The following is a 14,276-nucleotide window of genomic DNA, read 5'->3' on the forward strand; positions in this document are numbered from 1 at the left end:
TCATCCGATCATTCGTCCAACCGGTCGCGCGGCCTGTCCATGGACCGGGCCCTCGCACGCGCGTCAGGGTCGATGCCATGGACATGCAGAAGGCAAGACGAAGGACCGTCTGGGCCGTGGTGGCCGCGCTCGCCGCCACCCTGCTGCCCTGGCAGACCGCCGCGGCCGACGAGGCACCGGCCGCGCCGCCGGAGGTGCTGCCCACCCTGCGCCAGTGGCAGCCGGACAACGGGGAGTTCGTCCTCAGCGACCGGGCCCGGATCGTGCTGGACGGCGTGCGCGAGCGGCGTACGGCCGACGACGCGGCCCGGTTCGCCGGTGAGCTGGCGGGGAAGGCCCAGGTCTTCCGGGGCCGGGCCCGCGCCGGGGACATCGTGCTGCGCCAGGACGCCTCGCTGAAGGGCGCGCTCGGGGCGGAGGGCTACCGGCTGGAGGTCGGCGACCGGGTCACGGTCACCGCGGCCGCCTCGGCGGGCGTGTTCTACGGCTCGCGCACCGTGCTGCAACTGCTCAACGACGACGGGCGGGCCGCGCGCGGCTCGGCGACCGACGTGCCCGCGTACCGGGAACGCGGGGTCGGGGTCTGCGCCTGCTACATCAACGTCTCGCTGCCCTGGTTCGAGCGGCTGATGAAGGACATGGCGTCCCAGAAGCTCAACCAGCTCTGGATCGAGGCGAAGGTCAGGAGCGACACCGACCCGGAGTCGGCGTTCTGGGGGTACTACACCAAGCCGCAGATCCGCTCGCTCGTCGCGATGGCAGGAAGTACCACATCGACCTGGTGCCGGAGATCAACTCCCCCGGCCACATGGACACCTATCTGGAGAACCACCCCGAACTCCAGCTGAAGGACAAGGACGGCGTCGCCTCCCCGCCCCGGCTGGACATCTCCCGGCCCGAGGCGCTGACGTACTACACGTCCATGGTCGACGAGGCCCTGAAGGTGTGGGACACCCGCACCTGGCACATGGGCGCCGACGAGTACATGATCGGCTCCTCCTACCCGGACTACCCGCAGCTCCAGGCGGCGGCGACCGCGAAGTTCGGCGCGACGGCCACCCCGGACGACCTGTTCGTCGACTTCATCAACCAGGTCAACGCCCATGTGAAGGCCCAGGGCCGCTCGCTGCGGATCTGGAACGACGGGCTGACGGGCCGCAACCCTGCTCGGCGGACTCGCGCACGCAGCGCTGGCAGCTGGACGCCGGGCACGGGACGGTCGTCCTGCGCAACGCGATCTCGCAACTGCGGCTGACCGAGCGGTCGTCGGACGGCGCCGCGGTCCAGACGACGGACGGGACGCCGCTGCGGGCCGTGTCGTGAGCAGCACCGCGTCGTGGGCACACAGTGGGGCCCGCCGGTCGAACCGGCGGGCCCCACCTCGTGGGTCAGATACCGCAGTTGGGCGCCGACCAGTAGTGGCTGGGGCCCTGGTTCACGTGGACGTGGTCGTTGTGGTCCGGGTAGCCCGGGCCGAGGATCCCGTTGAACCCGTGGTTGCGGGCCTCCTTGGCGAGGGTGCAGAACGCGATCCCGCCGAGGTCCGCCGCGTCCCCGTACAGATGGCGGCTGTTGGACGCGCCGCCGACCGCGCTGTTGCAGGACGTCGAGCGGAAACCGCTGTTGATGGTGATCGGCCGGTCACCGAGCGCGTGGCGCAGGGCCTCCAGCTTCCACATGGTGCTCAGCGCGTTTGCCTTGGCCGTGGCCGCCGGGACCGCGCCGCCGGACCAGGTGCTGTTGCAGCGGTTCAGCTCGGCGTACGTGAAGTGCGCCGGGGTGCAGTCGTTGTCCTGGAGGGCGTAGATCTTGGCCTGGGTGGCCGGACCCGCGATGCCGTCGGCGGCCAGGCCGTAGGCCGCCTGGAAGCGCTTGACGGCGGCGGTGGTGGCGGGCCCGTACGAGCCGTCGATGGCGAGGACCGAGTTGTACCCGGGGTATCCGGCGACCCGGATCTGGAGCTGGGTGACGTCGTTGCCGGTGGCACCCGGGCTCAGGGTGCGGGTCCAGGTGTAGCAGCCGTCGGCCTGTGCGGTGCCGGCGGTCACCACGGCCCCGCCCAGAGCAAAAGCCATGGTCATGACAAGACCGAGCAGGAGTCGTGCGGAACGTCTGATCACGGGGGCTCCCTACCGCTGTCGAAGTGGTGGGCACGAGCCTGTCGGACGAGCAAGGGGCGCGTCAACTACGCGTGTAGAAATGGCAGTTGGATTCCCGGAAAACAAGCGCGGACCCGTCCCGGCGTACCGGGACGGACCCGCGCGACCGCGCGTGGCGCCGGGTCAGTCGTTCGGGACGACCTCGTAGCGCGGGGTGTTCTCCGCCATCTGCCGCAGCGCGTCCTTGCGCTCGCGCTTGGAGAGCCGGTCGATGTACAGGTAGCCGTACAGGTGGTCCGTCTCATGCTGGAGGCAGCGCGCGAAGTAGCCCGTGCCGCGCACCCGCACCGGGTTGCCCTTCGCGTCCTGCCCGCGCACCACCGCGTAGTCCGGGCGGGCCAGCTTGGCGTACGCCGTCGGCACGGAGAGGCAGCCCTCACCGGAGTCGTCCAGGACCCGCGCCTCGGGCGGCAGCTCCTCCAGGACCGGGTTGCAGATGGCGCCCACGTGCCGCACACCGTCGTCGTCCGGGCAGTCGTAGACGAAGACCTTGAGGTCCACGCCGATCTGGTTGGCGGCCAGGCCGACGCCCTCCGCCGTCCGCTGGCTCGCGAACATGTCGTCGATCAGCGAGGCCAGCTCGTCGTCGAACTCCGTGACGTCCTTGCACTCCTTGTGCAGGACCGGGTTGCCGACGACCGTGATCGGGCGGGAGGTGCCGCGCTCACGGTGTGCCGTCTCGCGCGCCTCACAGTCCTCGGTGTCGATGAGGAAGCCCTCCTCGTCGACGCTGACCTGCTCGTCCGTCTCCTGCTGCGCCATGTCCGCCGTACGCCTTCCTCAAAACCCGAATCGATGCGCGTACAGCCTACGGGCACCGGTCAGCAGACTTCTTCGAGATCCCGCCACTCGCGGCTGTCCGGGCTGTCCGCCACCCAGCCGTCCAGCAGCCCGCGCACCAGGCCGGCCGGTGCCGCGAGGCCGCACTCGCGCTCCGGCACCCACAGCTCACCGGCCGTGCGGTGGCCCAGCGGGCCCGGATGGCCCGGCTCGCTGTGGTCGTGCGGGTCCAGGTGCTCGCCGTCGCCCTCGTCGCTCTCCATCCGGCTCTCCGAACAGGAGCGGCACAGCAGCCGCACCGACGAGGACCAGTCCTCGGCGGCGAACCCGGCGTCGGAGGCCAGCTGCTCCAGCGCGTCCCGGTCCGCCTCGGTGGCCGCCTCCAGGAGGACCACCCAGGTGGGCACGGGCGACGGGGCCCACAGCTCGATCTCGTCGAACACCGGATAGGACGGGCCCGCCGCGGTGATCCGCTCGCCGTTCGGCACACCGTCGTGCAGCACGACCTCGCCCCAGCGGCGCCCGGAGGACGGCAGCGGGATCGACAGCACCTCTATCCGGGCCGGGTCCAGCCGGCGGCCCCAGACGACCTCGGCCTCGCCCTCCGGCGACAGCCGGACCGCCGCGCTGCCCAGCTCCATGCCGACCGGCTCGTTGCCCGCGGCCGGCGTCTGCCGGCCGCCGCCGGGCACCTTCAGCCCGTACGCCTGCCAGGCACGGCGCGCGAGCGGCCAGTCCTGCAGGGCGGTCGCGGCGATGCCCACGTTCCACCAGTCCGGGGCGCCGGACTCCTTGTCGAGCAGCGCGACGGCCCGCAGTCCGGCGGCCCGCGCCTGCTCCCAGTCGTGCCGGAACTTGTGCAGCAGCGCAAGGTTGAACCACGACTCGGAGAGCCAGGGCTCCAGGTCCGCCGCACGCGTCAGCAGCGCGCCCGCGTCCTCGTACCGGCCGTCGCCGATCAGCGTGAACGCGCGGTCCGTGGCCTGCCGCCAAGAGGCGGACGGCCGATGCCGTACCTTCCCGAAGATCCTCACGATTCCCGCCTGTCCCGACTGGACACCCTCGTTCTACCGCTCTCTTCGCATCCAACCATGCCGGGCCGGACGCCCGCTCATTACCCATCGGTTACCCAAGGGGGACGGGGGTCAGACCGCCCCTGGCCAAGACCCGGGCGAGCGATTCCACCACCTGCGGCTGGTAGTCGTGCCCGGTCCCGAGCCTGAGCTGTTCCAGCGCGCCCAGCGGCCCCGAGAGGCCTTCCCCGCACAGGTCGTCGTATGCGTTCACGGCCCGGACGATCCTGGCGGACAACGGCTGCTCGCGGTAGGGGTCGGCCTGCCGCTCCACCACGACGGCGACCCTGGCGTCCACCCCGGTCTGGCGGACCACCGCCCCGCCGAGCAGCGCGATCCGGCGCTGCTCGGCGGCCGGCAGCAGGGCCGTCGCCCCGTCCGGGACCGGGTCGACCAGTGAGAGCTGGCCGATGTCGTGCATCAGCGCCGCGCACTCCAGGACGGTCAGCTCGGACCCGGTCAGCCCCATCTCGCGCCCGACAGCCGTGCACAGCTCGGCCACCCGGCGGGCGTGGCCGTGCGGGGTGTACCCGGCGATTTCGGTGGAGCGGGCGAGCGAGGCGATGGTCTGCCGGTACGTGGTGCGCACGGCGGCGAACCGGCGGAAGGAGAGCTGGGTGAGCAGCAGCGGTACGCAGAGCACGGGCAGCGCCCACAGCCCGGCGGCGGCGACCCCGAGCGCCATGACCGCGCCGGTCGCGCAGACGGCCGAGCCGATGCCGGTGAGCGCCCGCAGCTCGTCGCGCAGGAACGGGCCGTACGGGGCCGGGGCGGCGCGCGAGCCGCGGGGCAGGGTGCGGGCGCGCAGCAGCAGGGCGGCGAGGACGGCGTCGCACAGGGCGGTCAGCCCGAGCAGCAGGAGCAGGAAGGCCGCGTAGTACGGACCGTCGCCGAACCACCGCTCGCAGAGTCCGGCGTTGTACAGCGGCTGGAAGCAGACCGCCGCGAACGTCACGGTGAGCAGCCGCCGGGCCACCTGGTCGGCGTCCGGTCCGTCGCCCCGCGCCAGCTGCGGCACCGAGGCGACGAGCTGGGCGGCGGCCAGCACGGCGACCACCTGGAGCGCCCCGTGGCTGGTCGGCTCCCCGTCGCTGCGTCCGAGGAGGGCGTACGCGAGGGCCCCGGCGGCCCCGAGCGGCGCGGGCTCCCGCTCCCCCGGCAGGGCGCCCCAGCGGGCCAGCTCGCCGATGGTGACGAGGGCGCCGAAGGCGAGGGCGTGCCCCGGGTCGTGGACGCCGCGCCAGAGGGTGTGCGCGAGCCCGGCGGCGGCGAGCGCGAGGGCGGCGCCGCGCACGCCCAGGGCCGCGGGCCCCGGCCGCGCCCACCTGGGGGTCACCGGGGCCCCTCCCCCTCGGTGCCGTCCGGCCGGGGGCTCAGCGGTGCGGGGACGGGCCCGGCACTTTCCGCGTCCCGGGGCGGCGGCAGCTGCGTGTCGTCGGCGGTCACGGCCCCGAACCAGCCGTGCCGCTCCAGGCCCCGCGCCAGGGCCCGCACCATCCGGGGGTCGAACTGTGTGCCCGCGCACCGCTTCAGCTCCTCCACGGCGACCGGGACCGGCCGCCCGCGCCGGTAGGACCGGGTCGAGGTCATGGCGTCGAAGGCGTCGGCGACGGCGACGACCCGCGCGCACTCGGGGATGCCCCGTCCGGAGAGCCCGTAGGGGTAGCCGCTGCCGTCGAGGCGTTCGTGGTGGTGCAGGATCGCGGCCCGGGCCTCGCCGAGGAAGCCGATGCCCCTGACGATCTCGTGCCCGTACTCGGGGTGCAGCTCGATCACCCGCCGCTCCTCGGGGGTGAGCGGACCGTCCTTGCGCAGGACGCGGGTGGGGACGCCGAGCTTGCCGACGTCGTGCAGGATGCCGGCGAACCGGAGGACCTCGACGCGTTCGCGGTCCATGCCCAGCTCCTGGGCGATGAGGACCGAGGCGCGGCCGACCCGTTCGCTGTGGCCCCGGGTGTAGGTGTCCTTGATGTCGACGGCCTGGACGAGGGCCCTGATGGTGGCCCGGTGCGCGGCGTGCTCGCGGTGGTACTGGGCGAAGACCCAGCCCGAGATGTACATGGGCAGCAGCACGACGAGCGCGGCCGGCGGCCCGTACGAGCTGTTCCACAGGACGGCCATCATCAGCCCGGCGAGGCCGTGCACGAGGTGGGGGCCGAGGGAGCGGGTCAGCAGTCCGCGCCAGGCGCGGCGGGCGGGCAGGTGTTCCGCTACGAGCAGGATCGACCCGTCGAGCAGGGCCAGCACGGCGCTGAAGGCGAGGGTGGCCGCGCAGACCGGCAGCAGGGCGTACGGGAGGTCGGGCGGGCTGCCGGGGGCGGGGCCGCCGAGCGCGGCGGGCCCGCCGAGGAGCGTGTGAACGCGGGCGGCCGCCCAGACGGCGAGGGCGAGCTCCGCGGCGCGCCAGATCCGGCGGGCGGCGGCGGGCGGCTTGTCGACCCGGCCCACGAGGGAGCCGGGCACCGCGACGAGCGCCGCCGCCGGGGGCGGGAGCAGGAGGGCCGCGGTGAGCAGCAGCGGGAAGAACGATCCGGCACCGATCGGCCCCGAGCCGCTGAAGAACGGGAAGCGGCCGGGGAGTTCACAGGCGAGGCAGAGGCCGGCGAGCAGTCCGAGGGTGGCCCAGGGAGTCCCCGCGCCGGGACTCAGGGCGGGTGAGGCGCACAGGGCCGCTCCGAGGGCGACGGCGCCGATATGCGCCCGCACGGCCCCGCGTGTGGCTTTCACCCCGCCCCCCAGCTCCGCTCGTGAAGGGGCCACGCTAACGAGCGGGGCGTCCCGGGCGGGGGCCGATGGGGGCGATTAGCACGTTCGGGTGAAGGTGCGGGGTGCTGCCCCTAGGGCAGAGCACCCCGGGGGGTCATTCCTTCGCTGCGGTCGGCACCTCGGTGCCGGAGACCGTGACGTCCTGGTCCGGCACCGCCTGTCCCGAGCGGATGAGGTCGATGCGGCCCATCACCTTGGAGCGCAGGTCGGCCGGTACGTCGTCCTGACCGCAGCAGCGCTTCACCAGCTTCTTCACGGCCTTCTCCAGGCCGTACTTCTCCAGGCAGGGGGAACACTCGACGAAATGCGCCTCGAACTTGGTGCAGTCGCTGTCGGGCATCTCCCGGTCGAGAAACTCGTAGAGGTGGTCGAGGACCTCTGCGCACTCCGTCTCGTGCGGCTCTCCGCAGCTCATGAGCCCGAGCCTTTCCGATCGTCCGACTCACCGGCGCCGGCGGGGACGAGCCCGCGGTCACGGGCGTAGTCCTCCAGCATGCCGCGCAGTTGACGGCGGCCCCGGTGCAGTCGGGACATCACCGTACCGATGGGAGTCCCCATGATGTCCGCGATCTCCTTGTAGGCAAAGCCCTCGACATCGGCGAGATAGACCGCGATGCGGAACTCCTCCGGGATCGCCTGCAGCGCGGACTTCACGTCAGAGTCGGGCAGGTGGTCGAGGGCCTGCGACTCGGCGGAGCGCAGACCGGTCGACATGTGCGACTCGGCGCGGGCCAGCTGCCAGTCCTCGATCTCCTCGGCGGCGCTGCGCTGGGGTTCGCGCTGCTTCTTGCGGTACGAGTTGATGAAGGTGTTCGTGAGGATGCGGTACATCCACGCCTTGAGGTTGGTGCCCTCACGGAACTGATGGAAGGAGCCGTACGCCTTGGCATACGTCTCCTGGACCAGGTCCTCGGCGTCCGCGGGATTGCGCGTCATGCGCAGGGCGGCCGAGTACATCTGGTCGAGGAAACCGAGGGCGTCGCGCTCGAAACGCGCGTTGCGCTCGGCCGTCGTCTCCTGAGGGCGGCCGTCGTCGGTCCCTGTGTCGGTCCCTGTGACCGGACCCACCTCCTCCAACGCTGGGGCGGAGCCGAAACCGGACCCGCTCGAATCGGAGAATAGTCGACCTTGGTCCGGCGCGGGCTGTCGATCCGTGCCGCCGAGTGACCGCTCCGGGGTGGTCTTGGCCGCGTGAAGGACCGTCCACTCCAGGTCAGCGGTGTTCGAGCGACGCGGGCAGATGGTCGAACCCATGCGACGGACTCCCTCTCCACTTACGACGTTGGCGTACCGATGTCCCTCACAACAGCGGCCCTCCTCGGAGCATTCCCGGGGGTGCGAGGGGCTCGCGTCACGCGAGATCCGCCAGCCACCCGGCCACCGACCCGGTGAGGATCTCCATCGCCTGCTCCTCTGTCGTCCCGGACTTCTTGGGTACGGCGAAGCCGTGGTCGCCGTACGGCACCTCGGTGATCCGGTAGTCGCCGGGCGGGAATTCGGCGGGCTTCCCGAACGGGTCGTTGCCGCCCTGGACGACGAGGGTGGGCACTCCGGAGCCCAGGAGTTCGTCGGCGCGGGTCTTCTCGGGGCGGCCCGGCGGGTGCAGCGGGAAGCTGAGCGCGAGGACGGCCCGGGCGCCGAGCGGGGCCGCGGTGCGGCAGGCCACGCGGGCCCCCGCGCTGCGTCCGCCGGCGACGACCGGCAGTCCGCGGGCGGTCAGGGCCGGCCAGAGCCCGCGCCAGCCGGTGTCCAGCGTCTTCGGGGCGGGTGCGAGCTTCTTGCCGGCGACCCGCCAGGGCTGCTCCACGAGGGCGACGCTCACCCCGTGCGCGGGCAGGGCGGCGCCGATGGCCCTCAGGTCGCGGGCCTCGATGCCGCCGCCCGCGCCGTGGCCGAGGGCGAGCAGGAGGCGCGGGGCGGGGGCGTCCAGCCAGGTGACGCGGGCGGTGCCGGCCTCGGTCTCGAACGTTTCGGTGCGGGGTGTCACGGCGTCGGTGTTCACGGCCCCATCCAACCAACAGGCGGTGTGCGGTGCGGGGATGGCGCGTGGTCCCGGCGCGCGGGGCTCAGAAGAGGGTGCTCACCTCGGGTTCGGCCAGTTCGTCCTTCAGCTCGGGGCCGTTGTTGCGGACGTTGCTGACGGCGGTCGCGACCGGGTAGGCGCGCATCAGGCCGGGCGGCGGCGGCGAGAGCAGGGCGCGCAGCTCCTCCGGGTCGGTGCGGGAGGGGTCCAGCCAGTCGTCCCAGCGGTCCGGGGTGAGCATCAGCGGCATCCGGGGGTGGATGTCGGCGAGCGAGGCCGGTCCTTCGGCGGGGGCGACGGCGAGCGGTGTGGTCTCCGCCTCGGTGGTGATCACGGAGCAGGTGACCCACCAGGCCTGCGGGTGGTCGTCGGGCAGTGTCCGGTCGCGCCAGAACTCGTACAGGCCGGCCATGGCGAAGACCGAGCCGTCGGCGGGCGTCACGAAGTAGGGCTGCTTGCGGGGGCGCTTGCGGCGGCCCTTCTCCTCCAGCTGCCGTTCCTCGGCGCCGGTCACCCACTCGTAATAGCCGTCGGCGGGCAGGATGCAACGCCGGGAGAGGAAGGGGCGGCGGAAGGACGGCTTCTCGTGAACGGTCTCGGCCCGGGCGTTGATCATCCGGGCGGCGCCCTCGGGGTTCTTGGCCCAGGACGGGACGAGCCCCCATTTCAGTGCGCGCATCTGGCGAACCGGGCGCTGGTCGTCCGCGTCCTTCACAGGACGCTCCAGTACGGCGTAGACCTCCTTGGTCGGCGCCACGTTGTAATCGGCCTCCAGCGTCTCGGCCGGTTCCCACTTCTCCACCTGGAAGAGTCCGGTCAGGTCCTCGGGCCGCCGACTCGCTGCATACCGTCCGCACATAAGTGCCAGACTGCCACGACCGCCGTCCCGAACGGACCCCACTTCCGCAAGGAGCCGCCCGCCCCATGGACAGCACCGACCTCGGCAACCTGTGGGACCGCGTCACCGGCACCCAGCCCGCCCCCGAGCAGTGGCTGGTGGTGGTGACCGCGACGGCGGCGCTCATCGCGGTCGTCCCGAACGTCCTGTGGCGGCTGTCGCGGAACACGATCACGATCGCCCACGAGGGCGGCCACGGCCTGGTCGCCCTGCTCACCGGCCGGCAGCTCTCGGGCATCCGGCTCCACTCGGACACCAGCGGGCTCACGGTGAGCCGGGGCAAGCCGACCGGCATCGGCATGGTCCTGACCGCAGCGGCGGGCTACACCGCGCCCTCGCTGCTGGGGCTCGGCGGCGCGTGGCTGCTGGTGGACGGCCGGATCACGCTGCTGCTGTGGGTGGCCACGGCCCTGCTCGCGGCGATGCTGGTGATGATCCGCAATGTGTACGGGGCGCTGACGGTGATCCTCACCGGTTCGCTCTTCCTGCTGGTGTCCTGGCTGGCCTCGCCGGCCTGGCAGTCGTTGTTCGCGTACAGCGTGGTGTGGTTCCTGCTGCTGGGCGGCGTACGTCCGGTGTTCGAGCTCCAGTCGAAGCGGCGGCACGGCGGGGCACCGGATTCGGACGCGGACCAGCTGTCCCGGCTGACCGACGTCCCGGCGGCGCTGTGGCTGTTCCTCTTCCACGCGGTCTCGCTGTGCTCCCTGATCGGCGGCGGACGCTGGCTGCTGGGGCTGTGACCGGGCTCACTTCCCCCGAAACCTCTAAAGTGAGCGCATGACCGAAAGTGCCGTGCACCCCGCCCTCTGGCCCGCCCCCTTCGCCGGCGGGGCCGTCGACGCGACCGTTACCGTGCCCGGTTCCAAGTCGGTCACCAACCGCGCCCTGGTGCTCGCCGCGCTCTCCTCGGAGCCGGGCTGGCTGCGCCGCCCGCTGCGGTCCCGCGACACCCTGCTGATGGCGGACGCGCTGCGCGCGATGGGCGTACGCATCGAGGAGACGGTGTCCTCCAGCTCCGCCGCGACGGGCGCGGCCGCCGGTCCGGAGGCGGCGGGTGAGGCGTGGCGGGTCATCCCGGCCCCGCTGCACGGTCCGGTGACCGTGGACGTCGGCAACGCCGGTACGGTCATGCGCTTCCTGCCCCCGGTCGCCGCGCTCGCCGACGGCCCCGTCCGCTTCGACGGCGACCCCCGCTCCTACGAGCGCCCGCTGACCGGGGTGATCGACGCGCTGCGGGTCCTGGGCGCCCGGATCGACGACGACTCCCGGGGATCGCTGCCGATGACCGTGCACGGCAGCGGCGCACTGGACGGCGGGCCGGTCGCGATCGACGCCTCCTCGTCCTCCCAGTTCGTCTCGGCGCTGCTGCTGTCCGCGCCGCGCTTCAACCAGGGCGTGGAGGTACGCCACACCGGCGACCGGCTCCCCTCCATGCCGCACATCCGGATGACCGTCGACATGCTGCGGGCCGTCGGAGCGCAGGTGGACGAGCCGGAGACCGGCGGCGAGCCCAACGTGTGGCGGGTCTCCCCCTCCGCGCTCCTCGGCCGCGACCTGACCGTCGAGCCGGACCTGTCCAACGCCCAGCCGTTCCTCGCGGCGGCGCTGGTCACCGGTGGCCGGGTGACGATCCCGGACTGGCCGCTGCGCACCACGCAGCCCGGTGACGCGCTGCGCGAGATCTTCACCGCGATGGGCGGCAGCTGCGAACTGACCGAGCACGGGCTGATTTTCACGGGCTCGGGCCGCGTCCACGGCATCGACGTGGACCTCGGCGAGGTCGGCGAGCTGACCCCCGGCATCGCCGCCGTCGCGGCCCTGGCAGACTCCCCCTCCACGCTGAGCGGCATCGCCCACCTGCGGCTGCACGAGACGGACCGGCTCGCCGCGCTCACCAAGGAGATCAACGAGCTCGGCGGCGACGTCACCGAGACGGCGGACGGCCTGCACATCCGCCCGCGACCGCTGCACGGCGGTATTTTCCATACGTACAACGACCACCGGATGGCCACCGCGGGGTCGATCATCGGCCTTGCCGTCCCCGGAGTGGAGATCGAGAACGTGGCGACGACCGCCAAGACCCTGCCCGACTTCCCGCAGATGTGGACCGGAATGCTCGGGGCCTGAGACATGCGCCGCTACGGCAAGAACCCCGACGAGGACGACATCCGCGTCCGTCCCAACCGCAAGGGCAACCGCCCGCGCACCCACATCCGGCCCAAGCACGAGGACGCCGAGGACGGCATGGTCCTCACCGTGGACCGGGGCCGCCTCACCGTCCTCGTCGGCGACCGCACGATCGTCGCGATGAAGGCCCGCGAGCTGGGCCGCAAGGCCGCGGTGGTCGGCGACACCGTCTCGCTGGTCGGCGACCTGTCCGGCGACAAGGACACCCTCGCCCGGATCGTCCGCATCGGCGAGCGCCGCTCGGTGCTGCGCCGCACGGCGGACGACGACGACCCGTTCGAGCGGGTGGTCGTGGCCAACGCGGACCAGCTGGCGATCGTCACCGCGCTGGCCGATCCGGAACCCCGCCCGCGCATGATCGACCGGTGTCTGGTCGCCGCGTACGACGGCGGGCTCTCCCCGCTCCTGGTGCTGACCAAGTCCGACCTGGCGTCCCCGGACAAGCTGTTGGGCGCGTACACCCCGCTGGGGGTGCCGTTCGTCGTGACCAGCCGCGAGGAGCTGGAGAACGGGGACGCGGCCGACCGGGTCCGCGAGCAGCTCGACGGCCGGGTGACCGCGTTCGTCGGGCACTCGGGCGTCGGCAAGACCACCCTGGTCAACGCGTTGGTCCCGAAGGAGAAGCGGCGTACCACCGGGGTCGTCAACTCGGTCACCGGACGGGGCAGGCACACGACCACCTCGGCGCTGGCCCTGCCGCTGCCCGGCTACCGGGGCTGGGTGATCGACACCCCCGGCGTGCGCTCGTTCGGGCTGAACCACATCGACCCCTCGCGGGTCATCAATGCCTTCCCGGACCTCCAGCCGGGCACCGAGGAGTGCCCGCGCGGCTGCACCCACGACAGCCACGAACCGGAATGCGCGCTGGACGCCTGGGTGGCGGCGGGGCACGCGGACCCGGCGCGGCTCGACTCGCTGCGCAGGCTGCTGTCCACGCGCAATCGCCGCGAGGACGACTGATCTCCGGGCGGGCCGGGCACGTTTGCGATCACTCGCTTCCGGTAAGTGCATAATCACGCCCAGCGGCACCGGCTCCCGCCGGGCGGTCACCGATGCGGAGGGTGCGGACGATGGCGTGGCTGCTGGTGGTGGTCGCGGGACTTCTGGAGACCGGTTTCGCGGTCTGCCTGAAGCTCTCGCACGGCTTCACCCGGCTGTGGCCGACTGTCGCGTTCTGCGTCTTCGCGCTCGGCAGCTTCGGCCTGCTGACCCTCTCGCTGAAGAAGCTCGACGTGGGGCCCGCGTACGCCGTGTGGACCGGCATCGGCGCGGCGGGGACGGCCATCTACGGCATGGTGTTCCTCGGAGACATCGTCTCCACGCTCAAGCTGGTGTCGATCTCGCTGGTGATCCTCGGCGTGATCGGCCTCCAGCTCTCCGGGTCCGCGCACTGACCGCGCTCCGGGCCCGTGTGGCCCGGGTCTCCGGCGGGTCGATACTGTGACGGCATGCCCGATTACCACGATGATCTGCGCCTGGCCCATGTACTGGCGGACGCCGCCGACGCGGTGACGATGGACCGGTTCAAGGCTCTGGACCTCAAGGTCGAGACCAAGCCGGACATGACGCCGGTGAGCGAGGCCGACAAGGCCGCCGAGGAGCTGATCCGGGGTCACCTGCAGCGGGCGCGCCCGCGCGACGCGATCCTGGGCGAGGAGTACGGGATCGAGGGCTCGGGGCCGCGGCGCTGGGTGATCGACCCGATCGACGGCACCAAGAACTACGTGCGAGGCGTGCCGGTCTGGGCGACGCTGATCTCGTTGATGGAGGCGGGCGAACAGGGCTTCCAGCCGGTCATGGGGGTCGTGTCGGCGCCCGCGCTGAACCGGCGCTGGTGGGCGGCGAAGGGCGCGGGGGCGTACACCGGGCGCAGCCTGACCTCGGCGACCCGGCTCCGGGTCTCCCAGGTGGAGCGGATCGCGGACGCCTCACTCGCGTACTCCTCGCTCACCGGCTGGGAGGAGCAGGGCCGGCTCGACGGGTTCCTGGACCTGACCCGCGCCTGCTGGCGCACCCGGGGTTACGGGGACTTCTGGCCCTACATGATGGTCGCCGAGGGGTCCGTGGACATCTGCGCGGAGCCGGAGCTCTCGCTGTGGGACATGGCGGCGAACGCCATCATCGTCCAGGAGGCGGGCGGCAGGTTCACCAGTCTGGACGGTGTGGACGGGCCGGGCGGCGGGAACGCGGCGGCGTCGAACGGCGCACTCCACCGCGAGCTGCTGGGGTATCTGAACCAGCGTTACTGAGTGCGCTCCGCCGGTCGGGCGGCGTCACAGCATTCGAGGGGCGTGCGGCCGGTCCGCGCGCCCCTCCACTGATCTTCGCGACCCCTTGCCGGGCCATCACATCGGTGCGACTCTGAGACCTCCCCCACTTGTGAACTTGTG

16 protein-coding genes are annotated in these 14,276 nt (G+C 72.4%); 7 read left to right on the plus strand and 9 right to left on the minus strand.

Going from position 1 to position 14,276, the window contains the following annotated elements:
• The first annotated feature begins 77 nt into the window (after window positions 1-77).
• Window positions 78-848 (plus strand): glycoside hydrolase family 20 zincin-like fold domain-containing protein, encoded by a 771-nt coding sequence (locus tag BLW14_RS35080; RefSeq protein ID WP_256332729.1) that lies wholly within the window; start codon window positions 78-80, stop codon window positions 846-848.
• Entirely contained in the window at window positions 809-1,255 is a 447-nt protein-coding gene (locus BLW14_RS35085) for a family 20 glycosylhydrolase (protein ID WP_256332730.1), read from the plus strand. Before BLW14_RS35080 ends, BLW14_RS35085 begins: the two co-directional genes overlap by 40 nt.
• A gap of 133 nt (window positions 1,256-1,388) precedes the next feature.
• On the opposite strand, the gene BLW14_RS10065 is transcribed toward BLW14_RS35085, so the two are convergent.
• The 9 genes from BLW14_RS10065 to BLW14_RS10105 form a co-directional block, all read right to left on the minus strand.
• Window positions 1,389-2,120: a D-Ala-D-Ala carboxypeptidase family metallohydrolase gene (locus BLW14_RS10065; protein ID WP_177153939.1), complete on the minus strand. Its 732-nt coding sequence runs from the start codon at window positions 2,118-2,120 to the stop codon at window positions 1,389-1,391.
• Window positions 2,121-2,282: 162 nt separating this feature from the next.
• Window positions 2,283-2,921, minus strand: coding sequence for a peptide deformylase (def, locus tag BLW14_RS10070; RefSeq protein ID WP_093706387.1), 639 nt, complete (start codon window positions 2,919-2,921; stop codon window positions 2,283-2,285).
• Window positions 2,922-2,980: 59 nt separating this feature from the next.
• A complete protein-coding gene (locus tag BLW14_RS10075; RefSeq protein WP_093706389.1) occupies window positions 2,981-3,973 on the minus strand; it encodes a tetratricopeptide repeat protein in 993 nt (330 codons plus the stop codon).
• A gap of 91 nt (window positions 3,974-4,064) precedes the next feature.
• On the minus strand, window positions 4,065-5,348 hold the full coding sequence (locus tag BLW14_RS10080) for an HD-GYP domain-containing protein (protein WP_177153940.1): 1,284 nt from the start codon (window positions 5,346-5,348) through the stop codon (window positions 4,065-4,067).
• The gene (locus tag BLW14_RS10085; protein WP_093706391.1) at window positions 5,345-6,739 is read right to left on the minus strand and encodes an HD-GYP domain-containing protein; all 1,395 of its coding nucleotides are present in this window, start codon (window positions 6,737-6,739) and stop codon (window positions 5,345-5,347) included. Before BLW14_RS10085 ends, BLW14_RS10080 begins: the two co-directional genes overlap by 4 nt.
• 133 nt (window positions 6,740-6,872) lie before the next feature.
• The gene (gene rsrA, locus BLW14_RS10090; RefSeq protein ID WP_018521020.1) at window positions 6,873-7,193 is read right to left on the minus strand and encodes a mycothiol system anti-sigma-R factor; all 321 of its coding nucleotides are present in this window, start codon (window positions 7,191-7,193) and stop codon (window positions 6,873-6,875) included.
• Entirely contained in the window at window positions 7,190-7,846 is a 657-nt protein-coding gene (locus BLW14_RS10095; RefSeq protein WP_018105559.1) for a sigma-70 family RNA polymerase sigma factor, read from the minus strand. Before BLW14_RS10095 ends, rsrA begins: the two co-directional genes overlap by 4 nt.
• Window positions 7,847-8,129: 283 nt before the next feature.
• On the minus strand, window positions 8,130-8,780 hold the full coding sequence (locus tag BLW14_RS10100; protein ID WP_093706395.1) for an alpha/beta hydrolase family protein: 651 nt from the start codon (window positions 8,778-8,780) through the stop codon (window positions 8,130-8,132).
• Window positions 8,781-8,844: 64 nt separating this feature from the next.
• Window positions 8,845-9,660 carry an SOS response-associated peptidase gene (locus BLW14_RS10105; protein ID WP_093706397.1) on the minus strand — a complete coding sequence of 272 codons (816 nt, stop codon included), beginning with the start codon at window positions 9,658-9,660 and terminating at the stop codon, window positions 8,845-8,847.
• 65 nt (window positions 9,661-9,725) lie between these two features.
• On the opposite strand from BLW14_RS10105, the gene BLW14_RS10110 reads away from it, so the two are divergent.
• From BLW14_RS10110 to hisN, 5 genes are all read left to right on the plus strand, one after another.
• Window positions 9,726-10,439 carry a M50 family metallopeptidase gene (locus BLW14_RS10110; RefSeq protein WP_093706399.1) on the plus strand — a complete coding sequence of 238 codons (714 nt, stop codon included), beginning with the start codon at window positions 9,726-9,728 and terminating at the stop codon, window positions 10,437-10,439.
• Between the two features lie 37 nt (window positions 10,440-10,476).
• Window positions 10,477-11,826: a 3-phosphoshikimate 1-carboxyvinyltransferase gene (gene aroA / locus BLW14_RS10115; protein ID WP_093706401.1), complete on the plus strand. Its 1,350-nt coding sequence runs from the start codon at window positions 10,477-10,479 to the stop codon at window positions 11,824-11,826.
• A gap of 3 nt (window positions 11,827-11,829) precedes the next feature.
• Window positions 11,830-12,846, plus strand: a complete 1,017-nt coding sequence (rsgA, locus tag BLW14_RS10120) for a ribosome small subunit-dependent GTPase A (RefSeq protein ID WP_093706403.1) — start codon at window positions 11,830-11,832, stop codon at window positions 12,844-12,846.
• A 110-nt stretch (window positions 12,847-12,956) separates the two neighbouring features.
• Window positions 12,957-13,280 carry a DMT family transporter gene (locus tag BLW14_RS10125; RefSeq protein ID WP_093706405.1) on the plus strand — a complete coding sequence of 108 codons (324 nt, stop codon included), beginning with the start codon at window positions 12,957-12,959 and terminating at the stop codon, window positions 13,278-13,280.
• A 54-nt stretch (window positions 13,281-13,334) separates the two neighbouring features.
• Entirely contained in the window at window positions 13,335-14,135 is an 801-nt protein-coding gene (gene hisN / locus BLW14_RS10130) for a histidinol-phosphatase (protein ID WP_093706407.1), read from the plus strand.
• The last annotated feature ends 141 nt before the right edge of the window (window positions 14,136-14,276 follow it).

Source organism: Streptomyces sp. 2131.1, assembly GCF_900105515.1.
GTDB classification, from domain to species: Bacteria; Actinomycetota; Actinomycetes; order Streptomycetales; family Streptomycetaceae; genus Streptomyces; species Streptomyces drozdowiczii.

Bases quoted from the DNA above. Each gene is read 5' to 3' on its own strand.
- BLW14_RS35080 (WP_256332729.1), top strand. From the start codon at position 78: ATGGACATGCAGAAGGCAAGACGAAGGACCGTCTGGGCCGTGGTGGCC.
- BLW14_RS35085 (WP_256332730.1), top strand. From the start codon at position 809: ATGGACACCTATCTGGAGAACCACCCCGAACTCCAGCTGAAGGACAAG.
- def (WP_093706387.1), bottom strand. From the start codon at position 2,921: ATGGCGCAGCAGGAGACGGACGAGCAGGTCAGCGTCGACGAGGAGGGC.
- rsrA (WP_018521020.1), bottom strand. From the start codon at position 7,193: ATGAGCTGCGGAGAGCCGCACGAGACGGAGTGCGCAGAGGTCCTCGAC.
- BLW14_RS10105 (WP_093706397.1), bottom strand. From the start codon at position 9,660: ATGTGCGGACGGTATGCAGCGAGTCGGCGGCCCGAGGACCTGACCGGA.
- BLW14_RS10110 (WP_093706399.1), top strand. From the start codon at position 9,726: ATGGACAGCACCGACCTCGGCAACCTGTGGGACCGCGTCACCGGCACC.
- aroA (WP_093706401.1), top strand. From the start codon at position 10,477: ATGACCGAAAGTGCCGTGCACCCCGCCCTCTGGCCCGCCCCCTTCGCC.
- rsgA (WP_093706403.1), top strand. From the start codon at position 11,830: ATGCGCCGCTACGGCAAGAACCCCGACGAGGACGACATCCGCGTCCGT.
- BLW14_RS10125 (WP_093706405.1), top strand. From the start codon at position 12,957: ATGGCGTGGCTGCTGGTGGTGGTCGCGGGACTTCTGGAGACCGGTTTC.
- hisN (WP_093706407.1), top strand. From the start codon at position 13,335: ATGCCCGATTACCACGATGATCTGCGCCTGGCCCATGTACTGGCGGAC.